At 70.4% G+C, this 24,133-nt stretch carries 21 protein-coding genes; 11 read left to right on the top strand and 10 right to left on the bottom strand.

Features of this window, described 5'->3' with window-relative positions:
• The first annotated feature begins 429 nt into the window (after positions 1-429).
• Positions 430-1,827 carry a uridine kinase family protein gene (locus tag ACZK5D_RS11740; RefSeq protein WP_463665406.1) on the top strand — a complete coding sequence of 466 codons (1,398 nt, stop codon included), beginning with the start codon at positions 430-432 and terminating at the stop codon, positions 1,825-1,827.
• A 372-nt stretch (positions 1,828-2,199) separates the two neighbouring features.
• Here the strand turns inward: ACZK5D_RS11740 and ACZK5D_RS11735 are convergent, their stop codons facing one another.
• From ACZK5D_RS11735 to ACZK5D_RS11715, 5 genes are all read right to left on the bottom strand, one after another.
• Entirely contained in the window at positions 2,200-2,571 is a 372-nt protein-coding gene (locus ACZK5D_RS11735) for a GIY-YIG nuclease family protein (RefSeq protein ID WP_463665405.1), read from the bottom strand.
• A gap of 726 nt (positions 2,572-3,297) precedes the next feature.
• The gene (lacZ, locus tag ACZK5D_RS11730) at positions 3,298-6,309 is read right to left on the bottom strand and encodes a beta-galactosidase, LacZ type (RefSeq protein ID WP_463665404.1); all 3,012 of its coding nucleotides are present in this window, start codon (positions 6,307-6,309) and stop codon (positions 3,298-3,300) included.
• Positions 6,306-7,118 (bottom strand): carbohydrate ABC transporter permease, encoded by an 813-nt coding sequence (locus tag ACZK5D_RS11725; RefSeq protein ID WP_463665403.1) that lies wholly within the window; start codon positions 7,116-7,118, stop codon positions 6,306-6,308. The genes lacZ and ACZK5D_RS11725 overlap by 4 nt, the downstream gene beginning before the upstream one ends.
• Entirely contained in the window at positions 7,111-8,073 is a 963-nt protein-coding gene (locus tag ACZK5D_RS11720) for a carbohydrate ABC transporter permease (protein ID WP_458995689.1), read from the bottom strand. Before ACZK5D_RS11720 ends, ACZK5D_RS11725 begins: the two co-directional genes overlap by 8 nt.
• Before the next feature lie 93 nt (positions 8,074-8,166).
• On the bottom strand, positions 8,167-9,468 hold the full coding sequence (locus tag ACZK5D_RS11715; protein WP_463665402.1) for an ABC transporter substrate-binding protein: 1,302 nt from the start codon (positions 9,466-9,468) through the stop codon (positions 8,167-8,169).
• 225 nt (positions 9,469-9,693) lie between these two features.
• Between ACZK5D_RS11715 and ACZK5D_RS11710 the strand changes: the two genes are divergently transcribed.
• Together ACZK5D_RS11710 and ACZK5D_RS11705 are read left to right on the top strand one after the other, a co-directional pair.
• Complete coding sequence (locus ACZK5D_RS11710; RefSeq protein WP_463665401.1) at positions 9,694-10,737, top strand: LacI family DNA-binding transcriptional regulator; 1,044 nt, start codon at positions 9,694-9,696, stop codon at positions 10,735-10,737.
• Between the two features lie 171 nt (positions 10,738-10,908).
• On the top strand, positions 10,909-11,622 hold the full coding sequence (locus ACZK5D_RS11705) for an NYN domain-containing protein (protein WP_463665400.1): 714 nt from the start codon (positions 10,909-10,911) through the stop codon (positions 11,620-11,622).
• A gap of 22 nt (positions 11,623-11,644) precedes the next feature.
• On the opposite strand, the gene ACZK5D_RS11700 is transcribed toward ACZK5D_RS11705, so the two are convergent.
• The 3 genes from ACZK5D_RS11700 to ACZK5D_RS11690 are packed head-to-tail and all read right to left on the bottom strand — an operon-like array spanning position 11,645 to position 14,322.
• On the bottom strand, positions 11,645-12,649 hold the full coding sequence (locus ACZK5D_RS11700) for an LppM family (lipo)protein (protein WP_463665399.1): 1,005 nt from the start codon (positions 12,647-12,649) through the stop codon (positions 11,645-11,647).
• Complete coding sequence (locus ACZK5D_RS11695; RefSeq protein WP_463665398.1) at positions 12,646-13,662, bottom strand: squalene cyclase; 1,017 nt, start codon at positions 13,660-13,662, stop codon at positions 12,646-12,648. Before ACZK5D_RS11695 ends, ACZK5D_RS11700 begins: the two co-directional genes overlap by 4 nt.
• Positions 13,663-13,701: 39 nt before the next feature.
• Complete coding sequence (locus ACZK5D_RS11690; RefSeq protein WP_463665397.1) at positions 13,702-14,322, bottom strand: LysE family translocator; 621 nt, start codon at positions 14,320-14,322, stop codon at positions 13,702-13,704.
• Between the two features lie 97 nt (positions 14,323-14,419).
• On the opposite strand from ACZK5D_RS11690, the gene ACZK5D_RS11685 reads away from it, so the two are divergent.
• The 6 genes from ACZK5D_RS11685 to ACZK5D_RS11660 all read left to right on the top strand — a co-directional run bounded on the left by ACZK5D_RS11685 (position 14,420) and on the right by ACZK5D_RS11660 (position 18,506).
• On the top strand, positions 14,420-14,890 hold the full coding sequence (locus ACZK5D_RS11685; RefSeq protein ID WP_463665396.1) for an Lrp/AsnC family transcriptional regulator: 471 nt from the start codon (positions 14,420-14,422) through the stop codon (positions 14,888-14,890).
• Between the two features lie 25 nt (positions 14,891-14,915).
• Complete coding sequence (locus ACZK5D_RS11680) at positions 14,916-15,905, top strand: alpha/beta hydrolase (RefSeq protein ID WP_463665395.1); 990 nt, start codon at positions 14,916-14,918, stop codon at positions 15,903-15,905.
• Between the two features lie 132 nt (positions 15,906-16,037).
• Positions 16,038-16,778: a hypothetical protein gene (locus ACZK5D_RS11675; protein ID WP_463665394.1), complete on the top strand. Its 741-nt coding sequence runs from the start codon at positions 16,038-16,040 to the stop codon at positions 16,776-16,778.
• On the top strand, positions 16,778-17,017 hold the full coding sequence (locus ACZK5D_RS11670) for a helix-turn-helix domain-containing protein (protein WP_463665393.1): 240 nt from the start codon (positions 16,778-16,780) through the stop codon (positions 17,015-17,017). The genes ACZK5D_RS11675 and ACZK5D_RS11670 overlap by 1 nt, the downstream gene beginning before the upstream one ends.
• A gap of 248 nt (positions 17,018-17,265) precedes the next feature.
• Entirely contained in the window at positions 17,266-17,721 is a 456-nt protein-coding gene (locus ACZK5D_RS11665) for a GyrI-like domain-containing protein (RefSeq protein ID WP_463665392.1), read from the top strand.
• A gap of 50 nt (positions 17,722-17,771) precedes the next feature.
• On the top strand, positions 17,772-18,506 hold the full coding sequence (locus tag ACZK5D_RS11660; RefSeq protein ID WP_463665391.1) for an FMN-binding negative transcriptional regulator: 735 nt from the start codon (positions 17,772-17,774) through the stop codon (positions 18,504-18,506).
• 48 nt (positions 18,507-18,554) lie between these two features.
• Here ACZK5D_RS11660 and ACZK5D_RS11655 read toward each other — a convergent pair whose 3' ends face one another.
• Both ACZK5D_RS11655 and ACZK5D_RS11650 read right to left on the bottom strand, forming a co-directional pair.
• Positions 18,555-19,601: a LacI family DNA-binding transcriptional regulator gene (locus ACZK5D_RS11655; protein ID WP_463665390.1), complete on the bottom strand. Its 1,047-nt coding sequence runs from the start codon at positions 19,599-19,601 to the stop codon at positions 18,555-18,557.
• A gap of 51 nt (positions 19,602-19,652) precedes the next feature.
• Positions 19,653-20,891 carry an MFS transporter gene (locus ACZK5D_RS11650; RefSeq protein WP_463665389.1) on the bottom strand — a complete coding sequence of 413 codons (1,239 nt, stop codon included), beginning with the start codon at positions 20,889-20,891 and terminating at the stop codon, positions 19,653-19,655.
• Positions 20,892-21,191: 300 nt separating this feature from the next.
• On the opposite strand from ACZK5D_RS11650, the gene ACZK5D_RS11645 reads away from it, so the two are divergent.
• Entirely contained in the window at positions 21,192-22,349 is a 1,158-nt protein-coding gene (locus ACZK5D_RS11645; RefSeq protein WP_463665388.1) for a hypothetical protein, read from the top strand.
• Positions 22,346-24,091 (top strand): serine/threonine-protein kinase, encoded by a 1,746-nt coding sequence (locus tag ACZK5D_RS11640; RefSeq protein ID WP_463665387.1) that lies wholly within the window; start codon positions 22,346-22,348, stop codon positions 24,089-24,091. The genes ACZK5D_RS11645 and ACZK5D_RS11640 overlap by 4 nt, the downstream gene beginning before the upstream one ends.
• Positions 24,092-24,133: the final 42 nt, after the last annotated feature.

Raw genomic sequence — 24,133 nt, 5'->3', positions numbered from 1 at the left:
CTGGCTCAGGTGCCGCGAAGCGCCCCTTCCCACCGGCTCAGGTGCCGCGAAGCGCCCCTTCCCACCGGCTCAGGTGCCGCGAAGCGCCCCTTCCCACCGGCTCAGGTGCCGCGAAGCGCCCCTTCCCACCGGCTCAGGTGCCGCGAAGCGCCCCTTCCCGCTGGCTGAGGTGCCGCGAAGCGGCCTCGAAGCCTAAGAAACGCAAGCTGACAACGTCACTCGTCCGAGGCTTCGAGGCTCGTCGCTAGCGCTCCTCACACCTCGCCAGCGAAATAGGGCGCTCGCCTCCGAGGACGTCCGAAGAGCCCGACGCGGCGCGCAGCGCCCGCAGCGGTGTCGAAGCCTCCCGCACATCGTCCGAGGACTCGACCGAAGCCCCCGCGACGCACCCTCGCGCGAGTACCGTCGGAGGTAGCGACGGGAGACACCATGCGCGAGACACATCTGCGCCAGGGACGACAGACGGTCAAGGTGGGCCTGATCAAGGTGATCCACGACCTGTTCCCCGACGAGCGGCTCAAGACCTCCTACTCCATCCTGGAGGGCGTCTACTGCAACCTCGTCGGCTCGGCCCTCTCGACGCGGGAAGTTCGGCTCATCGACACCCGGCTCAAGGAGTGGGCCACGGATCCGGCGAGCAGCATCACGTCCCTGGGCCGCGACGGCGGCTACCACGTCTACCAGGTCGGCGACCTCGTCGCCCGCGTGGTCTACCCCGTGATCATGGATCCGGCGCAGGTGGAGCCGTTCGAGGTCATCCCCTTCGCGCACGGCTTCATCGTCGACTTCGGCGACGTGGACAAGGGCGACGGCGCTCCGCTGATCCCGCCGACGCGGCTGTCCGCCGCCTACGCCGAGAGCCAGGAGTGGCTGGACCGCATCGACGTCGAGGTGGTGGCCGACGTCAACGCCTTCATCGTCTCGGGACGGTCGACGAAGCTCATCAACATCGCGGAGGCGCTGCACGAGAAGCGTCTCTCCGACATCGCCGACGTCATCCTCGCCGAGCGCAGGGCACTGCGGGTGTTGGCCATCTCGGGCCCGTCGTCGTCGGGGAAGACCACCACGACACAGCGCCTCGCCACCCAGCTCGAGGTCAACGGACTCAAGCCAGTGGCGCTGTCGCTGGACAACTACTTCCTGGACCGGGCGTTCACCCCGGTCGACGAGGACGGCCGCTACGACTTCGAGAGCCCCGACGCGCTCGACCTCCCCCTCCTCACCCACCACCTGGCGGAACTCGTGGACGGGCGGCCCATCGCGGCGCCGACGTTCGACTTCGTCACCGGCACCCGCCTCGCGACCACCACCCGGGTGCAGGTGGGGCCCGCCGAGATCCTGCTGATCGAGGGCATCCACGCCCTCAACCCGCGGCTGATGGAGCGGATCAAGCGCAACGCGGTGTTCAAGGTGTACGTCAGCGCGCTGGGCGGCCTCAACATCGATCTGATGAACCGGGTGCCGACGACGGAGGTGCGGTTGCTGCGGCGCATCGTGCGGGACCATCGTGACCGGGGCATCTCCCCCGAGGTGACGATCGGCCAGTGGGACAGCGTGCGCCGCGGCGAGTACGCCCATGTCTTCCTGTTCCAGGAGGACGCCGACGTGATGTTCAACTCGAGCATGCTCTACGAGCTGAACGCGCTGCGCCCCTTCGCCGAGGCGGCCCTGAGGACCATCCCCGACGGCAGCCCGAGCATGGACACCCGGGACCGGCTGCTCAACCTGTTGACCTTCTTCGAGCCGATCGGCTCCGAGCGGGTGCCGTTCAACTCGATCCTGCGGGAGTTCATCGGCGGCAGCGTCTACGCCCATCCCGCCGGCTGACCCCGGTTCGAGGACCCCGCCCACCAAGTCGCTGGCGAACTCGCGTCGGTTTCGACGCGGGCGCGCGTCGCTTCGCTCCTTGCGGCCCGGCTCAACCAGCGGAGGGGTCGGCGCGGCTCAACCCAAGTCGCCACGGGCGCGCGTCGCTTCGCTCCTCGCGGCCCGGGTCGCCCTGTTCCGCTGGTTGAGCCGCGCCGAGCCGCCTGCGGCTCAGCGCGTGTCGAAACCAACCTGCGCCTGGTTCAAGGACCTGGCCCAGGTTCATGGCCCAGATGTGATGTCTCAAGACATCGCTGACAGTTGTGTATCAGGACATCGCTGACGGTTGTGTATCAGGACATCGCTGACGGTGGTGGGTGGCGGAGCCGCAGGTCAGGGCTGGTCCAACCGCTCTCTCGCTTCCGGGGAGATCTCGCACGCGGCGGCCCGGCGGCCTTTCCTGGCCAGCGTCGGCAGGTCGTCGTAGCGTCCTTCGATCAGGGCGATCCTCTTCTCGCGGCCCCAGCCCTGCACGCGCTTCTCCATCGCGTAGGCCTCGTCCACCCGCTCGAACTCCTCAGCCCAGACCAGACGCACGGGACGCCGTCGGCTCGTGTACGTCGCGCCGCGGCCGGCCATGTGCTGGCTGACCCGTTCACCCAGGTCCCAGGTTGAACCCACGTAGAAGCTCCCGTCGCTGCATTCGAGCATGTAGGTGAATGGCATGCCCTGATGGTCGTGATGACCGGGGTCGATTTCCCACACGGCTTCAATGCTGTGGACGGACGGCTGACGCGGAAGGTGAGTCTGGGTGTCGGCGTGGATAGGTAGTTTCGGCGCGGGCTGCGCCGCTTCGCGCCCGACCGCCTCACCCAGCGGAACACCGCCGGTTTGAGCCGGGCCTGTCCCACCCCGGTTTAAGCCGGGCCTATCCCACCGCTGGTTGAGCCGGGCCGCGAGGAGCGAAGCGACGCGCGCCCGCGTCGAAACCGACGCGACTGTCCCCTCGGACCTCCGCCAGGTCTTTGCACAGGTCCTTGAACCGTGTGCGGGTCGGTGGTTTCGGCGCGGGCTGCGCCGCTTCGCGCTCGACCGCCTCACCCAGCGGAACACCGCCGGTTTGAGCCGGGCCTGTCCCACCCCGGTTTGAGCCGGGCCTATCCCACCGCTGGTTGAGCCGGGCCGCGAGGAGCGAAGCGACGCGCGCCCGCGTCGAAACCGACGTGAAGGTCCCCGCGGACCTTGGCCAGGTCCTTGAAACATGTGCGGGTTGGTTTCGACACGCGCTGAGCCGCAGGCGGCTCGGCGCGGCTCAACCAGCGGAACAGGGCGACCCGGGCCGCAAGGAGCGAAGCGACGCGCGCCCGGCTCAACCAGCGGAGGGGTCGGCGCGGCTCAACCAGCGAAACAGGGGCGGCCCGGCTCAACCGGCTGTCGGGAGAGCGAACCGGTCGCTGTCTGGGTGCGTGGACCCAGACAGCGACCGGTCGGTCAGCGAATGCCCTGGAAGGCGAACCGGAAGACCAGTTCCTCACCCTGCGGCAGCCGGTACTCGGGGTGGGTCATCGCGCCCCAGCTGTCGTCGCCGCCCACGCCGCGACGCATGAGCGCCGGGCGCAGCACCGTCTTCTGGATCGGAGGCAGGTCCACCGGGTGGGCCGCGTTCTCGATCTCGAACGGCGTCCACGGCAGGGCCGAGAACTCCATGGGCTCGTCGACGGACTCGAAGCGCAGCCCGGCGCCGTGGGCGTCGGTGACGGTGGCCCACCGGACACCGGTGTGGCTGCCCGACTCCTGAGGACGGATGTAGGGAGTCAGCTGCTCCGCAACATCCGCCGCCCACACGCCCAGGCGAGCTCCGGAGCGTCGGTCCACATAGCTCTCCTCGGGTCCCTCGCCGTACCAGGTGAGCCTGCCGAGATCCGGGTCCGTGACGAGCATGAGCCCGAACTCCGGCATGTCGGTCAGCCCGTCACCCGGCCGCACCGTCAGGGTCACCTCCACGCGACCCTCGCCGTCGACGAGATACACCACGTCGCACTCACCCGCGGGGCTGCTGGGCAGCTCGTAGGTGTAGCGGATCTCGACGACGTCGCCCTTGACCTCAGCGGACGGTCCGGCCTCGCTCGCCTCGGCGTAGCGGCTTGCCAGCGCCCACTGCCCGTCGCGGAACGGCATGTTCCAGCCGCGCTCGTTGGAGGTGGGGGCGTGCCAGAAGTTGGGCTTCGGGATGCCGCGCACCAGCTCGCGCCCGCCGTCGGAGGAGAGGCCGTAGCGGTAGGACACCAGCCCGCCGTAGAGCTTCGAGAACAGGGCGGTGAAGTGCCGGCCCCGGACCCCGAAGTTGTGGATGCCGTCGATCAGCTGGGGAGCCTGCCGCGGGGACGAAGGGGCGGGATCCCCCGCGACGGTGAACACCGCCTGCTCCCACGACACCTCATGCCCGGCCGAGGCCCAGCGCGTGGCGTGCCGGAGACGGAAGGACACGTCGACGGTGTACTCGCCGGCCGCATCGGGCAGGTCCACCGGCAGCGGGTAGTTGCCGGTGTCCCCGGGGTCCACGTCCGTCTCGACAACGGCCTCGGCCAGCACGCGACCCTCGCGCCCCAGCGTCACCACGCATCGGTAGGCAGACGTGCCCGTGAACAGCAGCCGGTTCTCCACCTCGAACGAGTCACCCGAGATCTGGATGGCCAGCCCCTGGTAGAGCTTCTTGACCTCCTGGAGCTTCGGGCTGGGCGAATGGTCCGCGAACACGATCCCGTTGCCGCTGAACTCGGCGTCGTGCGGCGCCTCGCCGCAGTCTCCGCCGTAGCCGAAGTACGGCTTGCCGTGGCGGTCCTTGAGGGCGATGGCCTGGTCCGAGAAGTCCCAGATGAACCCGCCCTGGTAGAGGGGCTCGCGGTAGGCGAGGTCGATGTACTTGTCGACGGCACCGAACGAGTTGCCCATCGTGTGGGCGTACTCGCACAGGATGAACGGCTTGTCCCGGTTGGCGGCGAGGAACTCCTCGATGGTGGCGGCCGGGGTGTACATCTGCGAGACCACATCGGTGGTCTCGGGGTACCGCGGGTCCCAGTGGACGCCCTCGTAGTGCACGGGGCGCGTGTCTGAGTCGCGGACGAAGTCGGCGAGGTCACGCAGGTTAGTGCCGCCGAAGCTCTCGTTGCCCAGCGACCACATGATGATGCTGGCGTGGTTCTTGTCCCGCTGCATCATGTTGGTGGCCCGGTCCACCAGGATGTCGCGCCACTCGGGCAGGTCCCCCGGCACAGCCTGCTCCAGCGTGACCCGCCCACGCACCACCGCGTCCCACATGCCGTGCGACTCGAGGTTCATCTCGTCGATGACGTAGAGACCGTACTCGTCGGTGAGCTCGTAGAGGAACGAGTTGTTGGGGTAATGACTGGTGCGCACCGCGTTGATGTTGTGCGCCTTCATCAGGCGCAGGTCCGCCTCGGTCTGCTCCCGCGACATCACCCGACCCTCAAGCCCGAACTCGTGCCGGTTGACACCGTTGAACACCACCCGGCGGCCGTTGATCTTCATCACGCCGTCCTCGATGCCGAAGCGGCGGATGCCCACGCGCTGCGGGATCACCTCGACGACGGCCCCGGCTACGTCGAGCACCTCGACGGTCAGGTCGTAGAGCTGCGGGTCCTCCGCGCTCCAGAGCCGCGGGTGCTCGACGGAGACCGCCAGCACCCCGTCGCTCCCGGCCGCGAGCTCGCCGACGCCGGCGAGGGTGGCCCGGACGGAGCCCTCCCCCTGCAGCGACACGGCCACCCTGACCTCGGCCGCGACCAGATCGTCGGCCACCGAGGTGTTGATCCGCAGGTCCTCGGCGTGCACGGCCGGGCGGCGGTAGAGCATCACGTCGCGGAAGATGCCGGAGAACCGGTAGAAGTCCTGGTCCTCGATCCACGCGGCGCCGCTCCACTTGTACACCTGCGCGGCGAGCTTGTTCTCGCCGTCGACGAGGTACTGCGTGAGGTCGAACTCCGACGGGGTGAACGCGTCTCCGCCGTAGCCCACGTAGTGCCCGTTCAGCCACACCGCGATGGTGGACTCAGCCCCCTTGAAAGAGACGCTGAGCCGCTCGCCGTCGGCCAGCGGGTGGTCGAGAGTGAAGTGAGTGACGTAGCTGCCCACCGGGTTGAACTTCGTCGGGATCTCGCCGGGCCAGATGTCTTCGAGCCCGTCCCAGGGGTGCTGGACGTTGGCGTACTGGGCCCTGTCGTAGCCCTGCAACTGGATGTGGCCGGGGACGCGGATGTCGTCCCAGGCGTCCACGTCGTAGTCAGCGGCCTCGAAGCCCGACGGCGCGAGCGCGAGGTTCTTGGCGTAGTGGAACTTCCACACCCCGTTGAGGCACTGCTCGAAGCTGCTCACTCCGAGCGACGCCTCGGCGGGGCCCGCGAACCAGCGATGGTCCGAGTGCGCGGGCAGCCGGTTCTCGGCGAAGTAGGTGGGGTCGGCGATTCTGGTGGGATCGAATGTCACTTGATGGCTCCTGTGATGCCCTCGGCGAAGGCGCGCTGCAGCACGAGGAAGACAACCATCGTGGGCAGGGACGCCATCAGAACGGCGAGCATCAGTACTCCGTAGTCGGTCACGTAGCCGGCGCGCAGGTTCGAGATGAGCATCGGCATGGTCTGGAAAGAGTTGTTGACGAGGATCACCTTGGGCCACAGGAAGTTGTTCCAGGCGGTCATGAAGGTGATGACGGCCGCGGCCGCCAGGGTGGACCTCATCGTGGGGATGAAGATCCGGAAGAAGATGCTGACCTCGCCGAGCCCGTCGATACGGGCCGCCTCGATGATCTCGTGCGGGAAGGACCGCGAGGCCTGGCGGAAGAACAGCACCAGGAACGGCGTGGCGATGGCGGGCAGGATGACCGCGCCCACCGAGTTGACCATGCCGAAGTCCGCGAACATCTGGAACAGCGGGATCATCGTGGCCGCGAAGGGGATCATCATCGCAAGCAGCAGGAACGCCATCAGGCGGTCCTTGCCCTTGGAGTGGAACACCTCGAAGCCGTAGCCGGCGATGGAGCACACCAGCAGCGCCAGCACCGTGGTGCCGACGGCGTTGATGGTGGAGTACCACATGGCCGAGGCCACGTCCTGCTGGGAGACCAGCGAGACGAAGTTGTCGATCAGGGCGGTCCCTGGAAGCATGCGCGAGCTGAGCACGTCCTGGCTGGTGTTGGTGGCCGAGACCACCATGAAGTACAGCGGGAAGACCGACACGATGGCCGCCACTGCGAGGAACAGGTAGGAGGGCACGCGGCGCCACTGGGTCTTAGTCACGCTTATCACCGATCTTCATCTGGATGAACGCCAGCACCGCCACCATGATCAGGATCACGTAGGACAGCGCCGCGCCGTAGCCGAAGTTGGGGTTCCGCTGGAACGACACCTCGAACAGGTAGTGCGACATGGTCATCGACGTGTACGCCGGGCCGCCCTGCGTGAGGTTCCAGGACTCGTCGAACAGCTGAATGGTGCCGTTGGTCGAGAGGATCGCGGTGAGCAGGATCATCGGCTTGAGCTGCGGGATGGTCACGTACCAGAACGTCTTCCACGAGTTGGCGCCGTCGATCTTGGCGGCCTCGAGCGACGAGTAGTCGATGTTCTGCAGGGCCGCGAGGTAGAACACCATGTTGTAGCCGGTCCAGCGCCACAGCAGGCCGAGGATGATCACGAAGCGCGCGGTCTCGGTCTGGCCCAGCCAGTTGATCGGCGAGTCGATGAAGTTGAGCGCCGTGAGCATGTCGTTGACGAGGCCGTCATTGGCGAACATGGTGCGGAAGACCAGCGAGTACGACACCAGCGAGACCGCGCAGGGCAGGAAGATCGCCGTGCGCCACAGGCCCTTGAACCGCAGGTTCTTGTCGTTGAGCAGGTTGGCCAGCACGAGGGCGACGATCAGCATGATCGGCACCTGGATGATCAGGTAGATGAACGTGTTCTGGACGGTGAGCTTGAAGATCTCGTCGCTGAACAGGCGCTGGTAGTTGTACCAGAGGGGATCGGCGAAGTTCAGCCTGGTGCCCCGTCCCGTCTTCATCGACAGGATGAACGCCTGGAGCATCGGCCAGAAGTTCATCCAGAGGATGAGGATCGCGGCCGGCAGGAGGAAGATCCAGCCCGTGAGGTTGCGCCGTGCCTCGATGCCGAAGCGACGGCCGTTCTTGGCGGACCCGTTGCCCGCAGAGTCGGGGGCCACGTCCTTGCGGACGGCCACCCGTGATTGATTCGACACTCTCACACCACCTTTCGCGTGGGTGGGGGCCGGAAGAACCGGCCCCCACCACGATGACTGGTCAGTTCGGAAGCACTGATCGATGGTTCCTGATCACTGCATCGCGAACTCGACGGCCTGCTGGGCCTCCTCGAGCGCGGTGTCCATGTCGGTGCCGTCCAGGATCTTGACGATCGAGGCGCTGACGTTGTCGCGGCCCTCGTAGTAGTAGGCGCCGGTGTTGTTGCTGGGCACCTGCGCGGCGAAGTCGAGCACCTGGGTGAAGATCGGCTCTCCGCCGAAGAACTCCTGCGGCTCGGAGTACACGTCGCTGTCGGCGGCGGGCAGCCAGTTGGCCAGGGCGCCCGAGGACGGGAGGATCGTGTCGTAGAACTCGTTGGAGCCCGCGAAGGTGGCGCCGAGGAAGTCCGCGGCCAGCGCCTTGTCGCCGTTGGAGCTGATGGCCCACGAGGAGCCGCCGTTGGCGGAGTAGTTGGTGGCGCCGTCGATGCCGTCCAGGCTGGGCAGGTTGGTGATGCCCCACAGGCCGCTCTGGTCAGCGGCCGACTGGATGGAGCCGAGGATCCACACGCCGTTGATGGTGCCCGCGACGTTGGAGTTCACGAAGGTGCCGATGTACTCGTCCCACGAGTTGACCTCGACGAAGACGCCGGACTCGACGAGCTCCTTGTAGGTCTCGATGGACTTGATCAGGGCCTCGTTGCCGACGATGGTGGGGTTGCCTTCGTCGTCGAACAGGCTGGCGCCGGCGCTCTGCAGCATCATCATGATGAGGTCGGCGGAGCCGGCCTGGCCCGAGAGGAGCGGCTTGCCGGTCTTGGCCAGCACATCCTTGCCCTTGGTGATGAAGTCCGTCCAGGTGATGTCGGTGAAGTCGGCGACGGTGTAGCCGGCCTCCTCGAGGACGTCGGTTCGGAGCGCTGTGATGGCGGTGCCGTTGTCGAACGGGAGGCCGTAGTGGATGTCGTCGATGGTGGAGTACGCGACGACGCCCTCAGGGAACTCGCCGAAGTCGATGTCGGTGTCCGTGTAGTCGTTGAAGAGGTCCGGGTAGTTGATGACGTTCTTCTGGAACGCGTTGTTCTGCATGAGGAAGATGTCCGGCAGCTCGCCGGTCTCCTGCGACTGCGCGAGGGTGGTGAGCTTGGTCTGCAGGTCGTCCCAGGGGGTCTCGATCACCTCGAGCTCGAAGTCGGGGTTCTCCTGCTGGTAGACCTTCGCGGCCTCTTCGAGGGCGTAGATGTTGAAGGCCGGGTCCCAGGCCCAGACGGTGAGCTTGCCGTCACCCTCGGGGGCGGCCGAGCCGTCGGTGCCGTTGTCCCCTGAGCCGCCGCAGGCGGTGAGGGCGAGTGGCACCACGACGGCCAACGCTGCGAGCTTCTTCCACGTGTTCATGCGACTTCCTTAGTCTGTTGTGGCTGACACCGAGGCACGGGTCGGTGCGTCCCGGAAGGCGTCTTCGCCTTCGTCGGTTACCAATGTTTACGTAAACGTAGCACGTCTTCCGGAGGCCGTCACTGGGGGTCAGATAACGGTCTGATAACACTTGTACGCCGTCCCGCAGGGTCGGTTCGGCACCGATGGTGACGTCAACATCCGATCCGGGCTACACTCCCGGCCATGGGGACCGTCTCGGGTCGAGGACGACGCAAGACCGGCCCGTCGATCGAGGACGTGGCCCGGCTGGCCGGCGTCTCCGCACAAACTGTGTCGCGAGTGTCGACGGGCGCGGATCCTGTGCGCCCAGAGACCAAGGCGAAGGTGCTGGCCGCCATCGCGCAGCTCGGCTACTCCCCCAACCGGGCCGCCCGCGCGCTGCGCAACGGGTCCTTCGGCACGCTGGGGCTGCTCGCCCACCGCTACGAGCGCACCGGCGAGGTGCTCACCACGGGAGCCGTCGTCAAGGCGGCCGACGAAGAGGGCTACACCGTCACCCTGCTCAGCATCGACGACGAGACCGCGCTCGCCGAGGACTGGGAGAGCGCGGCGCACCGCATCTCCAATCAGGCCATCGACGGCCTGGTGATCATCCGCGCCGAGGAGGCCACTCCGGAGACGTTGACCCTCCCCGCTGGGATGCCGGTGGCCGTCTCGGACTCCCGCCTCGTGGGCCACTACCCCGCCGTGATGGCGGACCAGGTACCGGGAGCCAGGGACGCCACCCGGCACCTGCTCGGGCTTGGCCACCACACGGTGCACCACCTCGCCGGGCCGGCCGACTCCGAGCCCGCACTGATGCGACGCGGGGCGTGGCGGCGGGCGCTCGAGGCTGCGGGCGTGCAGCCCCCGGAGGTCTGGCAGGGCGACTGGACGCCGAAGTCGGGCTACGAGCTGGGCCACAGGATCGCGGCGGATCCGGACATCACCGCGGTGTTCGTCGCCAACGACGAGATGGCGTTCGGCCTGATCCGCGCCCTCCACGAGGCCGGGAGGCGCGTGCCCGAGGACGTCTCCGTCGTGGGCTTCGACGCCATCGCGCTGAGCGAGTACGTGTACCCACCCCTCACGACGGTGCGGCAGAACTTCCAGCAGATCGGGCACGAGCTGGTGAAGCTGGTGCTCGCGCAGATCCGCTCCCGCGGCCCGATGCCGCGCCACGACCGCGTCGTCGTGCCCACCGAACTCCTCATCCGAGGCACGACGGCCCCGCCCCCGCCCCGCTGACCCCACCGTCGGCCACACCACCTTCGCCGCCCCCCGCTGGCTGAGGTGCCGCGCGGTCGCGGGAACAGCACGGCGTGTGCACGACACGCCGACGGAGTGCGGCCCCGGCGCCGCCCACGACGTCGGGGGGCGGTTCAGCGGTAGGTTCGTGCACGACGAAGGGGGCACACCATGGCCACAGAGACACCGCGCGAGGCCCGGCTGGCCGTCCTGATCGACGCCGACAACGCGCGCGCCACCCACATCGAGCAACTCCTGATCGAGGTGGCCAAGTACGGCCGGGCGTCCGTCCGGCGCGCCTACGGCGACTGGACGTCGACGCAGCTGACCTCGTGGAAGGCCGAGCTGCTGCAGCACTCCATCCAACCCATCCAGCAGTTCAGCTACACCACGGGCAAGAACGCCACGGACAGCTCGCTCATCATCGACGCGATGGACCTCCTCCACGCCGGCAGCCTCGACGGGTTCTGCCTCGTCTCCAGCGACAGCGACTTCACTCGCCTCGCGGCCAGGCTCCGGGAGGACGGCAAGGTGGTCTACGGCTTCGGCGAGCGGAAGACGCCCAAGCCGTTCGTCGCGGCGTGCGACACCTTCATCTACGTCGAAAACCTCACCGTGGTGGCGTCCGCCCAGCCGGCTCAGGAGTCGACGCGCACGCTGATCCGCGACGCGTTCCTGGACAAGCTGCTCGCGGAGGCGGTCGACGCGGCCGCCGGCAACGACAACTGGGCGAACCTCGGCGCGGTGGGCAGCAACCTGACGCGCCTCGCCTCCGACTTCGACTCCCGCACCTGGGGATTCGCGAAGCTCAAGGACCTGTTCGCCGCACACCCCGGCTACGTCATCCAGAAGAAGCCGAACGGGGTCCTGGTCCAGCCCAAGTGACGGGCCTCCCCGGCCATCGGGCTCAGGGGCTCGACGGTGGGCGCTCCCACGGGTTCCGCGGCGGCGACTCCGGCTGCGGCGAGTCCAGGTAGGACGGGTCCGCATAGTCGGCCACGCGGGGCTTCGGCGGCGGGGGCGGATATCCACCTGACGACGGCGGGTACCCGGGCGGCGGGTACCCGGGCTGCGGGGGATATGCGCCGGCCGAGGCCGAGTGCGACGGGTAGCCACCAGCTGACTGCGGCTTCCCGGGGCCGGGCGGCTGAGCGGGGCCGGGCCACTGGCCCGCCGGCGGGTAGGCCGGGCCGGGTGGAGGCGGGTAGGCCGGGCCGGGCGGAGGCGGATAACCCGTGCCGGGCGGAGGCGACCACTGCGGGGCCCCGGGAGCGGGAGCGCGGCGCGAGCGGTTGAGCAGCAGCAACCCCGCCACCACACCCGCCGCGACGAGGAGCGCGGCACCCAGCCACGGCAGCAACGTGAGCAACGAGCCGGCCTCGTCCGCCGTCGCCCTCAGCCCCTCGCCCGAGGCCATGTCGGCTGCGTCGGTCCAGGTCACGGTGGTGCCGTCGACGGTGCTCGAGCCGTTGTGCGCGGTGACCTTCCCCGGGAAGGTCACCGAGACCCGGAAGTCGGTGAAGAGCGAGGCGATCAGCTGCTCGTCGCCACCCGTCGACACGCTGATCTCGCTGCTCATCATGGAGAACCGGTACTCACCGTCGGCGTGCACGATGCTCAGATCGAGGTTGTCGTCGGACAGCGCGGACAGCGGCGCCCCCTCCACCTCGCGGAGGCAGCCGACATACCCGTCGGCGTCGTAGGTGCTCACCGTCCCGCCGGCGCCGTCCGACTCGCAGAGGGTGTCCACGGCGGTGGCGTACTCCTCCTGGATGGCCACCAGCATGGTCATGTCGACGGTGTCGCGCGAGCTGATGACGATGTCGGTGTCCAGCCTCACGCATCCGCCGAGCAACAGCAGGAGAGGCAGCAGCGCCATCGAGAGGACCCGCCCCCCGGGGTTCGGTGTCATGTTCCGACGGTAGCCGACGGCCCCCGTCGTGTCGCCCCCTCCGCGGCATCCCACCAGTCCAGGACGCGGGTCGCGTAGAGGGTCAGCCACGGCGACGGCTCCCCCTTCGGCACGTCGATCTCGAACCAGACCTGGCCCTTGTAGCGCCCGCCCTGCAGCCAGCGGCCGTCGTCGCGGCGGGCGGCCCTGACCATCTCGACGGCGTCCGCGGCCCGCGGATCCGGCGGCACTCCGTCGTACTCGGAGGCCTCCCGCAGGTAGTCCAGCACGTGCAGCGCGGAGTAGACCCAGCGCAGCGGGTAGGCGAAGTAGCCCACCCAGTCCGCCACCGGCTCCCCCGAGCGCAGGCCGTAGAGGAGGCGGCGCTGCAGGAGGTACTCCTGGGCGAGATGCCGGGCCTCCCTCAGGCCCTCCAAGCCCCCGACGGCGCGCTCGTACCAGAGGAGCCCCTTGAGCGAGTTGAGGGTGGAGTGGAACGACGACCGGGTGGAGCCCTCCACCCACTCGCAGTTCCAGCCGCCGTCGGCCTGCTGATGCTCGAGGAACCACCCGACGAGTCCCGCGACGTCCGCGCCCAGCCAGGCGCCGTTGGCAAGGGTGAAAGCGTTGATGCAGCAGTCCACCTCGCCGCCCCAGTAGGGCAGGTCGTCGTACTCCCAGCGGCTGTTGGCGGCGAGCTTCTCGGCCGTCCCGTCGAGCGCGGAGGCGTCCATCCCCCACTCGCGCAGGGTGTTGAGGGTCCAGGTGGTCGCGGTGTAGGGCTGGCCCTCGTCGTCGTCAGGGTGGTTGACGGCCCGTGGGTCCGCGCGCGTCGGGAAGTAGGCGCCGCCGGCCCACTGCCCGTCGTCGTCCTGCAGCGCCAGCAGCCTCGCGCCCATCCCCTCCGTCGCGATGGACGCGCGGGTGGCCCGCCACACGTCCTCCGGCTCGCCCGCCAGGTCCCGCTGCACCTGCCAGCGCAGCGCCGGGTCCGTGTCGAGCAGCCAGCTGAGGAGTTCGGGGTGGTGCGGCATGGGGTGAGCCTAAGCGCCGCGCGGCTCGCCGGTGGGCCGTCAGGCGAGGTGCAGCTGCTCGAGGAGCAGGAATCCGCCGAGCGCCATCATGATCACGCCGCTGGCCCGGCTGACAGCAGCCGCGACAACAGGGCGGCTGCGCAGCACCGCCTTGGCCGACGCGGCCACCGCGAAGTACACCACAGCCGTGAGGGTCAGGTGGATCCCGCCGAGGACCAGCATCTGCGCCCACATCGGCAGCGCGGCGTCCTCCCTGGCGAACTGCGGCAGCAGCGCGAGGAACAGCAGCACCACCTTCGGGTTGAGCCCGCTCACGGCGAAGCCCGCGGCGGCGTTGCGCAGGGCGCCGGCGTCGTCGTCGGCCTCCCCCACCCGGATGGTCGACGGCGCCGCCCACGTCCGGTACCCCAGCCACAGCAGGTAGGCCGCGCCCACGCCGGTGAGCAGCGCCAAGGCCAGCGGGAGCCGGGCCACCAGCGCCCCCACCCCGGCCGCGACGACGAGCGTCGCCAGCAGGTGACCGGCCAGCATCCCGACGACGGCGGGCGCCACGCTCCGATGCCGCAGCCCCGCGGCGATCGCGTAGGCCCAGTCCGCGCCCGGCGTCAGCACGAACAGCAGCGAGACCCCCGCGAACGCCAGCGCCACACCCAGTTCCATCCCGGCTCCCTCCGTCGGCTCGACGCTACTCGCGCGATGGCGGGAATTGTTTGCCACTTCTTCCGCCAGAGAGACTGAGAGTGGAAGGATTCACCCCATGGACGCCATTGACCGGAAGATTCTCTCGGAGCTCGTCGGCGACGGCCGCCTCTCGCTGACGGAGCTGGCGGACCGGGTGCAGCTCAGCCTGTCGCCGTTGCACCGCCGGGTGCGCAAGCTCGAGGCCGACGGGGTGATCTCCGGCTACCACGCCGCCCTGGACCCGAAGGCGCTCGGGCTGGAGTTCGAGGCGCTGCTGTTCATCACGATGCGCAGCGCGGACCACGAGACCATCGACGCGTTCGAGCGTGCGGTCCAGGCCCTGCCCGCCGTCGTCCAGGCGCAGCGGCTCTTCGGCGACCCGGACTACCTGCTGCGCATCCTGGTGCCGGACCTCCCCGCCTACCAGCGACTCTGGGACGACCGCCTGTCCGCGCTCCCCGGGGTGCAGAAGCTGGTCTCCACGCTGGTGATGAAGACGGTCGTCGACAACCGCCCGCCGCCGCTCAGTGGGTCGGCGGCGCCCTGACCTGGGGCTCGGCAAGAATGGGCCCATGAAGCTCTTCACCCAGACCGTCGGCCATGACGCCCCCCTCACCTGCTACGTCCAGGAGCCCAGCGCCGAGCTCGCGACCGCAGCCACCCGTCCCGCCGTCCTCGTCCTCCCCGGGGGCGGCTACTTCATGACCTCGGACCGCGAGGCGGAGCCGGTCGCGCTCGCCTACCTGGCGGCCGGGTTCAACGCGTTCGTGCTGCGCTACGCGGTGGGGGCCGAGTCGCCGTTCGAGAAGTCGTTCGACGACGCGAAGGCCGCGCTGGCCTGGATCCGCGACAACGCCGCGGACCTGCACATCGACCCGACGAAGGTGGCCGCCGTCGGCTTCTCCGCGGGCGGACACCTCGCCTGCAGCCTGGCCACCGCCGCCGAGGAGAAGCCGGACGCGCTGATCGCCGCCTACCCCGTGACCCTTGAGGAGTTCGGCCCGCCGGTGGGCAAGGAGCTGATCGACGTGCCCAGCCACGTCTCCGCCGCCACTCCGCCCACCTTCCTGTTCAGCACGTGCGACGACACCGTCGTGCCCATCCGCAACTCCATCGCCTTCCAGGCCGCGCTCGCCGAGCACGGCGTGCCGTTCGAGTCGCACATCTATCTCCTCGGCCCCCACGGCCTGAGCCTCGCCACCGCCGCCACCGCGAACGGGCAGGCCCCGATGGTGGAGCCGTCGGTGGCGCAGTGGCTCCGCGAGTCGGTGCGGTTCCTCCAGACCGTCTTCGGCGACTTCGCCGTCGACGGCGAGCAGGAGTCCTTCCGCACGCTGGTGGAGCGTCGCCGCCTCGGCCTCGACATGCCGCTCGGCCGTCTCATGGCCGACGAGCGCGCCGCGGATGCCGTCAGGCGCCACGCCCCTGCGCTGGCCGCCGCGCTGGAGCGCGACGCGTTCGCCGGAGCGATGTCGGTGCGCCAGATCCTGGGCTACAGCCCGGAGGCGCTCAGCCACGAGTCGGCCGAGGCGCTGGGGAACGAGCTCGCCGCGCTGCGGTGAGGGGTCACCGAGCCCTCGCCTGGGGGACGAGCCCCATGGCTGGGCTTCGGGTGGGGCAGGCCCTTGCGGACGGGGCCGACCTGAGCTAACTTAACGTTTATCGTTATTATCGAGAATCGTTAGGGGTGTGCGATGTTCGCAGGGGCAGCAGGCATTGCGGTGGTGGCGGCGGCCCTTGTGGTCGCCCTGGTGGCGCTGGTCGCGCGCGGCCGGGTGGGCGGTGGCGCGACGGCGCTGAGACTGGTGCGGGGAGGCGCCGCCGTCTACGCGGCGATCGTCCTCGTGCTGACCGTCGTCGCGGTCGTCTCCCAACTGACGCGCGACACCATCGAGGTCACCCTCCCGGTACAGACCTTCTGGCCCGTCCTCCCCGAGGGCGTCGAGATGACCCCGGGCGGGGACGCCAGGATCGTCGGCGGCGGCTTCACCGAGACGCTGTCCTCGGTGTCGGGGCTGGGCATGGGCACCCGGGCGCTGCTGGCCGCGGGCACCCTGGTCCAGGGCCTCACCCAGCTGGCCGTGACCGTAGCGGTCCTCCTCATCGCCCACCGCCTGCTTGCCGGGGAGCCGTTCCGCCCCGTCGTGCGCAAGGCGGTGACGCTGGCCGCCGCGGCGCTCATCGGGGGCGGCATCCTGTGGCAGTTGTGCACCGGCATCGGCGAGTTCATGGCCGCCAACGAGGTCCTCGGCGCGGTTGGTTGGAGCTGGGAGGAGACCCTGGGCATCGACGATCCCACAGTCCTCATGCCCACCCCGCGCCTCGGCGTCACCATCCACTTCTGGCCGGTCTTCACCGGGTTCGCACTCGCCGCCGTCGCGGCCGCATTCCGCTACGGGGAGGCCCTCGAACGCGACACGGCGGGGCTCGTCTGATGGTCCCCGCCGAGCCCGAGGAGGAGACCGGCATCCACTGCCGCCTCGACGAGCTCCTCATGGATCGCGACATGACCCTGACCAGGTTGAGCGAGTTGGTGGGCGTGAGCGTGGTCAACCTCAGCGTCCTGAAGAACGACCGCGCCCGGGCGGTCCGCTTCTCCACCCTGCGCGCCATCTGCCGCGTGCTCAACTGCGAGGTGGGAGACCTGCTGGTGCTCGATCCCACCCGAGGCTGAACCAGGTCCTGTCGCCTGCCTTACGTCCCCGCGCCTGCGCTCTAGCACAGGCGCCTGGCGGGCGCCTGGCTTAGGTACTGTCGCCAGCCCTATAGCGCTGGCACCCTGACTTTGCGCAGGCGCCAAGCCCTGGCCTGCCTTGCGTCCCCACGCCTGCGCTCTGGGACAGGCGCCTGGCGGGCGCCTGGGTTCTGGATCCGGCGCATACTGAACCCAAGGGCTCCAACGACGGGGCCGAGGAGGATGTGATGACCGAGTTCAGGATCAGCACCATCGAGCCACAGCAGGCGGCGGCGGTCCGCAGGACCGTGCCCATGGCCGAGCTCACGACTGCGTTCGACACGGGCTTCGGGCAGGTGATGCAGGCCGTCACCGAGCAGGGCGCCACCGTCACCGGGCCGCCCTTCGGCTACTACCACTCGATGCCGGGCGAGACCGTCGACGTGTCGATCGGGTTTCCGGTGTCGGCCGAGGTCCGCTCCGGCGACGTCCAGCCGTTCGAGCTGCCCGGCGGCGAGGCCGTCGTCGGCACCCACGTGGGGTCGTACGACCAGATGGAGGGCACCTACGGCGAGCTCATGACCTGGGTGAAGCTGGAGGGCCTGGCGCTGGCCGAGGGCATGTGGGAGCAGTACGTCAGCGACCCCGCGGCCGAGCCGGACCCGGCCACGTGGCGCACGCTGATCGTGTGGCCGCTGGCCTGACGGCAGGGGCCGCCCGAGGGCCGGAGACCGGGTGGGGGTAGCATTCCGGCATGCATCCAGAGCCGCCCCGGAGCGAGGTCTACGTCCCCAGCAGCCAGCGGGTGGACGACATCGCACGTTGTCAGGGACTGCTTGCCGAGGTGGGTGCCGGGCTGTGGATCACCGGGGGCGACGGTGCCCCGTCGGCCACGCTGCTACCCACCGTCTGGGGGCAGGGGCGCCTGATCGCCCACGCGTCGGCCGCCAATCCGCAGTTCGACCTGCCGGCCGGGGCCCTCGTGCCCTGCCGGGTGGTCGTCCAGGGCGCCCACGCGTACGTGAGCCCGCGCTGGTACCCGAGCGTCCAGCCCGCGGAGCACGGTGGCGTCGCGCGCGGCCGCGCCAGGGGCCGCGCCGTCGGCACCTGGGACTACGAGCAGGTTCAGATCGCCGGCTGGCTGAGCGTCCACCGCGACCCCGACCGCCTGCGCGCCGAGGTAATAGCTCAAGCCACGGCCCTCGACGCCGACCGCCTCCATGACATCCCGCACGCGGCGGACGCGCATCGGGGCCCCTGGTCGCGCTCCGAGGCGCCGAAGGACTTCATGGCCGCGATGCTGCAGGGGATCGTCGGCGTTGAGCTGGAGATCACCGAGGTGGTGGGCCGCTTCAAGCTCTCGCGCAACCGCACCGACGCCGACCGCGCCGGCGTCGTCGAGGGCCTGAGGGAGCGGGGCCGCGAGCGGGACCTGAGGGTGGCGCAGAGCGTGGAGCGGACCGAGCCACTGCCTCGAGGCGGGGCCTGAGTCTTTGCCGACGAGCGGCGATCAGCGTTCGCCGAAGTTGTTGACCGCTCAGCCGTCGGCGAGGGGGGCCGTCGTGTCGCGGACGACGAGGCGGGGTTCGAGCACCTCGTGGCGCGCCTCCGCGCGTCCCTCGATCCGCTCAAGCAGGAGTTGTCCCACGTGCTCGCCCATCTCGACGCCGGACTGGTCGACGGTGGTGAGCCGGATCGGCCCGAGCGAGGCAGTGCGCGAGTTGTCGTAGCCCACCAACGAGTACGCCTCCGGCACGGACCGGCCGCCGTTCCAGAGCTCGCTCATCATGCCGAGGGCGACGATGTCGGCGCCGGCGTGCACCGCCGTCGGCTGGGTCTCCAGTGCGTCCACCAGGTGCGCGGCCTTCCGGCCGCCCTCGAAGCTCCACTCGCCGTCGACGACGACCGCCTCGTCGCCCAGACCGTGGCGTCGCATGGCTCGCTGGAAGCCGAGGAGACGGTACGACTCCGGCCTCGTCTCGTCCGTCCGGCCTGCCTCGTGCATGACGAAGGCGATGCGGCGATGCCCGAGTCCGACCAGATGGTCGACGACCAGTTCCGAGCCCAGCTCGTCGTCGCCGGCCACGGAATCGAAGTGCTCGCTGCGGCTGTGGTGACCCACGACCATCACGGGGATGTCCTTCGCCACGCGCTCAAGGTCCGAGTGGCTCATCTGAGGGGCGACCAGGACCAGGCCATCCATCTGGTGGTCGATCATGGCGTCGACCACGCTCTTCTGCGAGGCGCGAGTGAAGCCGCCGGGCGACAGAAACACCTCGTAGGACTGCTCGCGGATCACGCTGGAGAGGCCGTCGGTGAGCAGGCTGAAGAACGGGTTCTCGATGTCGGAGACCACCACGCCCACCGTGTACGTGCGCCCCCGCATTCCGCGCGCCGGCCCGTACGGCCGGTAGCCCAGCTCGTCCATGGCGGCCTGCACGCGCTCCCGCATCGACTCGCTCGCGCCGTAGGCGTTGCGCAGCACCTTCGACGCCGACGCCGTCGACACGCCGGCATGCTTGGCGACGTCGACGATGGTGACGCGACGGCGTCGTTGCCCCGTGGCCCCACTGGTCTGACTCATCGATTCCCCTCCGCCTGATAGCCCGCGAGAACCACCCTGTTCCCCCGACGCTCAGGGTACACGATGAGCTATAGAACGTTCTCCGCGCCGGAGGCCGAGCCCCACCACGATCGCCACCAGCGAGAGTCCCGTCGCGGCCGCGCTGAACCAGGGCAGCGCCTCGAGGGACGTGGCGGCCAGCAGCGCCCCGCCCAGGAGCGCGCCGCCGCCGATGCCGATGTTGATGGCCGTGGTGAACAGCGCGACGGACAGCGAACGCACGTCCTCGGGCGACCAGCGCATGAGCTGCGCCTGCAGCATCGGCGGGATGGCGCCGAACGACGCGCTCCACAGGCACCCCACCGCGACGACGGCGAGGGGATGCCCGGCCGCCACGGGCAGCAGGGCCCCGCTGACGAACACCGCCGCCGTGGCGCCCACGAGGGCGCCGCGGGGATGCCGGTCCGCGACGGCGCCCACGACGGCGACACCCGCCGCCCCCGCGATGCCCGTCGCCAGCAGGTAGAGCGGGATCGTGGTCGCCCCGAACCCCGCGACGTGCTGCAGCCACGGCACCGAGAACGTCCCGTACGACGACTGCGCCAGGACCAGCACCAGCAGCAGGCCGCAGAGGAGCAGGATCCGACCCGGCACCGCCGGACGCCCCACGGCCCGAGGACGCTCTGCCGCGACACCGCCGCCCACCGAGGGCAGCATCGCCAGCAGGAGGGCGAGCACCACCACGCCGACGCCGGCGATCACCAGGAATGCCACCCGCCAGCCGAAGGCCTGGCCCAGCGCGTTGCCGAGGGGGCCGCCGACGATCCCCGCCACCGCGCCGCCGCTGGCGGTCACCGCCGTCGCCCGGCCGATCTGTGACCGGGGCACCAGGTACGCGGCATAGGCGCCGGCCACTGACCAGAAGGCCGCGTGCCCCAGGCCGGCGAGCACGCGCGCCGCCATCAACCAGCCGAACGACGGCGCCGCCGCCCCGAGGGCGCTGGCGGCGATGATCACCGCGAACGCGACGAGGAGGAGGGGCCGCCGCGGCGCCCGGCGTGTGGCCTGCGCCAGCGGCGCGGCCGTGAGGACCACCGTGAGCGCGAACGCGGTGACGAGCTGCCCGGCCATGGCGACGTCGACGTCGAGGTCGGCGACGATGCCGGGAAGCAGCCCGCCGGGCATGAACTCGATGGTCATGGACACGAACATCGCCGCGGCCAGGAGCAGGAGCCGGCCGAGCGGGAGGTCCGACGACCCGCGCCCTCCGGAGCGTTGCCGGGGCAGGATCCTGCCGATGCGTCGCGACATGTGAGCGCCTCACTGTTACCCCGTGAAATGACCACCCACCCGGAAGGGACCGGGCGGCGCGCTGAGCCGAGATCGATGGAAACGATAACGTTCTCTATCCTGGAGAGAACGTTATACACTCATCCCGTCGGTGTCCACCGCCATCACGTCATCACAGGAGATCCTGATGCGCACACTCCACGACCGCTCACCCCTCGGAGCCGTCCTCGCCAGCCCCGATGCCCGCGCCCGGGCCGCCACGCTCATCCCTGAGCTGCTCACCATGGAGCGCGCCGACGTCTTCCGCGATCTGCCGGCCGCGTGGGCGCTCGGCATCCTCCTGGGGGCCGACGATGCCCGCGTCGCCACCCTTGTCGACCAGGTCACCGGGCTGCCGGGCTGGAGAACGCGGACCCCACCACCATCGACTACCGCGCCCGCATCTGGGGCAACACCCGGGCGCCGTACCTGTTCCGCAGCTCGCACGGCGGGCGGCAGGTCACCACGGCGCTGGTGGACCTGCCCGGCGAGATCATCGACCGGCTGACCCAGCTGGGCGACGGCGGGGCGAAGCTCGGTCGCACGGAGAAGGCCCAGCTCAACTACTCGCACCACTTCCTGGGCGTCCTCGACGCGCTGTCGCTGTCGTCGGTCTACCACCAGCTCACCGATCCCGAGCGGCTGGCGTGCTCGCGGGTGCGGGGCGGCGAGCCCGGGCGCGTGTTCGCCTCCACGCGCCAACAGGCGCACGAGCTGCTGCGCTCGGTGCTGTTGATGAGCGACGGCGACCTCACGGCCATGGGCCACGCGAGGCTGTCCATCGCGGTGTCCAAGGGCGACGCCATCCACCGGGCGCTGGTCAGGAACCCGGTCGCGGCCGGCGATCCGGATGCGCTCAGGCGCTGGGCCTGGGCCTTCCGCCGCCCCGAGGCCGCGAAGGACTTCCAGGGCGCCGCAGCAGACTCGGTGCTGGCCGCGCTGGATCACTTCGACCCCGGGTACATGTCAGCCTCCGCGCGGCAGCTGCTCGGTGGGCTCGTCGACGAGCCGGACCGACACGAGCGCGCGCGGCTGGCCGGCGAGGTGGCGCGGGCCGTCCTGGACCACTTCGGGGATCCGTCGAACTTCTGGGGCCTGGTGGCGACGGACTCGTTCGCGCCGCTGAGCGTGGGCGGGCGCGAGGTGGCCGTCGAGACCTCCGAGCAGTACTGGTTCGCGGGGGCCGACGGCTCGGTCCTGCAGGCCCGCGACATCGTGAGCGCCGTCCTCGCCTCGGCCCTGCTCGGCGCGGACTTCGGCAGGAACCTCATCTCGACCCTCAACAGCACCGCGGCGGTGCGCTTCATACTCACCTGCACCCGCGAGTTCGTCACCCCCGACGGCCGGGTCCGCCAGGTGGGGGATCCCGACGCGGTGATCCCCTCCAACGCCGGCCTGCTGCACCTCATGGCGGTCCTGTTCCAGGAGCCCGGGCTATGACCCAGGACTGGCTGGTCTCGACGCGCTCGGACCGCGGCGGCGGGTTCCGCCCGGACCCCGAGCGCAGCTCCCCCGCGCTCCCTCCCCAGGTCGCGGCGGAGTTCGCCGCCCTGGAGCCGCTGTACCCCCAGCTCGCCGTCGGCGGCTCCACGGAGGCCGAGGGCATCGCCGTCGCCACGTACCGCTACTCGCCCCGGCTGCGCTCGTGGGTGGTCGTCGTCCAGGGGTCGTCGGGTCAGTACGGCCCGGCGGGCGCCGTCCAGCTCGCCGTACTGGCCGGCGGCGGCACGCTGCTCGACTGCCTGACCGGGTCGCTGCCGGTGGTCCGACGCGACGGCTGGCTGGCGCCCGGTGAGTCGCCCCGACCCCGCGTGACGCTTCGGGCCCCTGGCGCGGAGCTGGAGCGGGCGTTGGCGGGCCTGCTGTCCCTCGACGCGTCGAACCGGGTGCTCCTGCTGCCGGGCGGGCAGGGCGAGGTGGATCAGCTCCTCGGCTGGCTCTGCCGGATCCTGCCCGAGGGGGTGGCGCAGGGCTACACCTGGTCCACGTCGCTGGCCGCCAGCCGCATCGAGGCCGGCGAGACCGTGATCTCCGGCGGGTGGCCCGAGGCCCTGCAGGCCCGGCACGCGGACATCTTCCGGGCGTTCTCGGCCCGCGCGCAGGAGGCCCGCTCCGGCGGTCCGCGACTCCCCGAGGGCCTGGCGTGGGCGCTCGGCGAGGCGGCGGAGCGGCGCTACCCCGGCCGGAGGTCGCAGGCGGCGGACCTGGCGGAATGGCTCGAGGAGTTGGAGGGGCGGCGCCCGCTCACCGCGGGGGAGGCGCTGCAGCTGGTGCGCGGGCGCGTCGAGGGTCCGCAGGCCCGACGGTGGGCCGACGGCGACCTGTCCCGGCGGCTGCTCACGGCAGACCTGGAGCAACTCGAGCGGTTGCTGACCCACCCGTCGGAGGTGGTGTCGCGGGGGGCCGTCGACTGCCTGGACGCGCCAGGGGTGTGGGGCCACCTGGTGCGGCTCGAGCGCAGGCGGGCGCGGAAGGGCTTGGCGCCGATGCTGCCGCCCGGCCTGCTGGAGACCGACGCGCTGGTGCTGCTGGCCGAGGACGTGACCAGCGGCTGGGACGTGTCGCTGCTCAAGGAGGCGCGGCCGTGGCTGGACGGCCTCGGGCTCACCGCGGAGACGGCGCCCGGGTTGGTGGTGCTGACCGCGGCTGAGCAGGCGCAGGCGCTGCAGCGCGACCCGCGGCGGATCCGTCGGCTCGTCTCCAGCGGGCAGGCCGCGGAGCTGGGGTCGGGGTACCTCGCCGAGCTCGTCAGGCACGAGCCCAGGCTGCTGGCGCCGCTCGCCGTCGAGATGGCTCGCTCGGGGAGCGGCCTGGAGGACGACGTGGCCCCACTGCTGGCCACGGTCCCGTCGGCCGTGGCGGGCGGCCGGGCCGCGACGGCGTTCCTGCAGGAGTGCTCCCGGCACCTGCCCACCGGCCTCATGCCGCGGGACGCCCGGGCGCTGCGGTGGAGGATCGCCGACGCGGCGGCCACGGTCGCGGCGGCTCACCGCGCCGGACGCGCCGTGGTCGACGACGCCACCGACGCGGCCATCCTCCGCTTCGCCGTCGAGGGCGGGCAGGACCCGGGGGCCGACCCGGCCGACAGTCTCGGCCGCGGGCTGCGGTGGCTCGTGCTGGGCGTCGTCGCCCTGATGGCGGTGGCCCTGATCGTGGTCCTGATCCTGACGCTGGCGCTGTAGCCCCCGGCCCCGGGGTGGGGGGTGGTTTGAGCCGATGGATGG

The sequence above is a fragment of the Tessaracoccus yangjingae genome (assembly GCF_055326235.1).
This window is presented reverse-complemented; position numbering and strand designations above follow the sequence as displayed.

Bases quoted from the DNA above. Each gene is read 5' to 3' on its own strand.
- ACZK5D_RS11690 (WP_463665397.1), bottom strand. From the start codon at position 14,322: ATGGAACTGGGTGTGGCGCTGGCGTTCGCGGGGGTCTCGCTGCTGTTC.
- ACZK5D_RS11685 (WP_463665396.1), top strand. From the start codon at position 14,420: ATGGACGCCATTGACCGGAAGATTCTCTCGGAGCTCGTCGGCGACGGC.
- ACZK5D_RS11700 (WP_463665399.1), bottom strand. From the start codon at position 12,649: ATGACACCGAACCCCGGGGGGCGGGTCCTCTCGATGGCGCTGCTGCCT.
- ACZK5D_RS11665 (WP_463665392.1), top strand. From the start codon at position 17,266: ATGACCGAGTTCAGGATCAGCACCATCGAGCCACAGCAGGCGGCGGCG.
- ACZK5D_RS11660 (WP_463665391.1), top strand. From the start codon at position 17,772: ATGCATCCAGAGCCGCCCCGGAGCGAGGTCTACGTCCCCAGCAGCCAG.
- ACZK5D_RS11670 (WP_463665393.1), top strand. From the start codon at position 16,778: ATGGTCCCCGCCGAGCCCGAGGAGGAGACCGGCATCCACTGCCGCCTC.
- ACZK5D_RS11705 (WP_463665400.1), top strand. From the start codon at position 10,909: ATGGCCACAGAGACACCGCGCGAGGCCCGGCTGGCCGTCCTGATCGAC.
- ACZK5D_RS11740 (WP_463665406.1), top strand. From the start codon at position 430: ATGCGCGAGACACATCTGCGCCAGGGACGACAGACGGTCAAGGTGGGC.
- ACZK5D_RS11710 (WP_463665401.1), top strand. From the start codon at position 9,694: ATGGGGACCGTCTCGGGTCGAGGACGACGCAAGACCGGCCCGTCGATC.
- ACZK5D_RS11640 (WP_463665387.1), top strand. From the start codon at position 22,346: ATGACCCAGGACTGGCTGGTCTCGACGCGCTCGGACCGCGGCGGCGGG.
- ACZK5D_RS11675 (WP_463665394.1), top strand. From the start codon at position 16,038: ATGTTCGCAGGGGCAGCAGGCATTGCGGTGGTGGCGGCGGCCCTTGTG.
- ACZK5D_RS11695 (WP_463665398.1), bottom strand. From the start codon at position 13,662: ATGCCGCACCACCCCGAACTCCTCAGCTGGCTGCTCGACACGGACCCG.
- ACZK5D_RS11715 (WP_463665402.1), bottom strand. From the start codon at position 9,468: ATGAACACGTGGAAGAAGCTCGCAGCGTTGGCCGTCGTGGTGCCACTC.
- ACZK5D_RS11680 (WP_463665395.1), top strand. From the start codon at position 14,916: ATGAAGCTCTTCACCCAGACCGTCGGCCATGACGCCCCCCTCACCTGC.
- ACZK5D_RS11655 (WP_463665390.1), bottom strand. From the start codon at position 19,601: ATGAGTCAGACCAGTGGGGCCACGGGGCAACGACGCCGTCGCGTCACC.
- ACZK5D_RS11650 (WP_463665389.1), bottom strand. From the start codon at position 20,891: ATGTCGCGACGCATCGGCAGGATCCTGCCCCGGCAACGCTCCGGAGGG.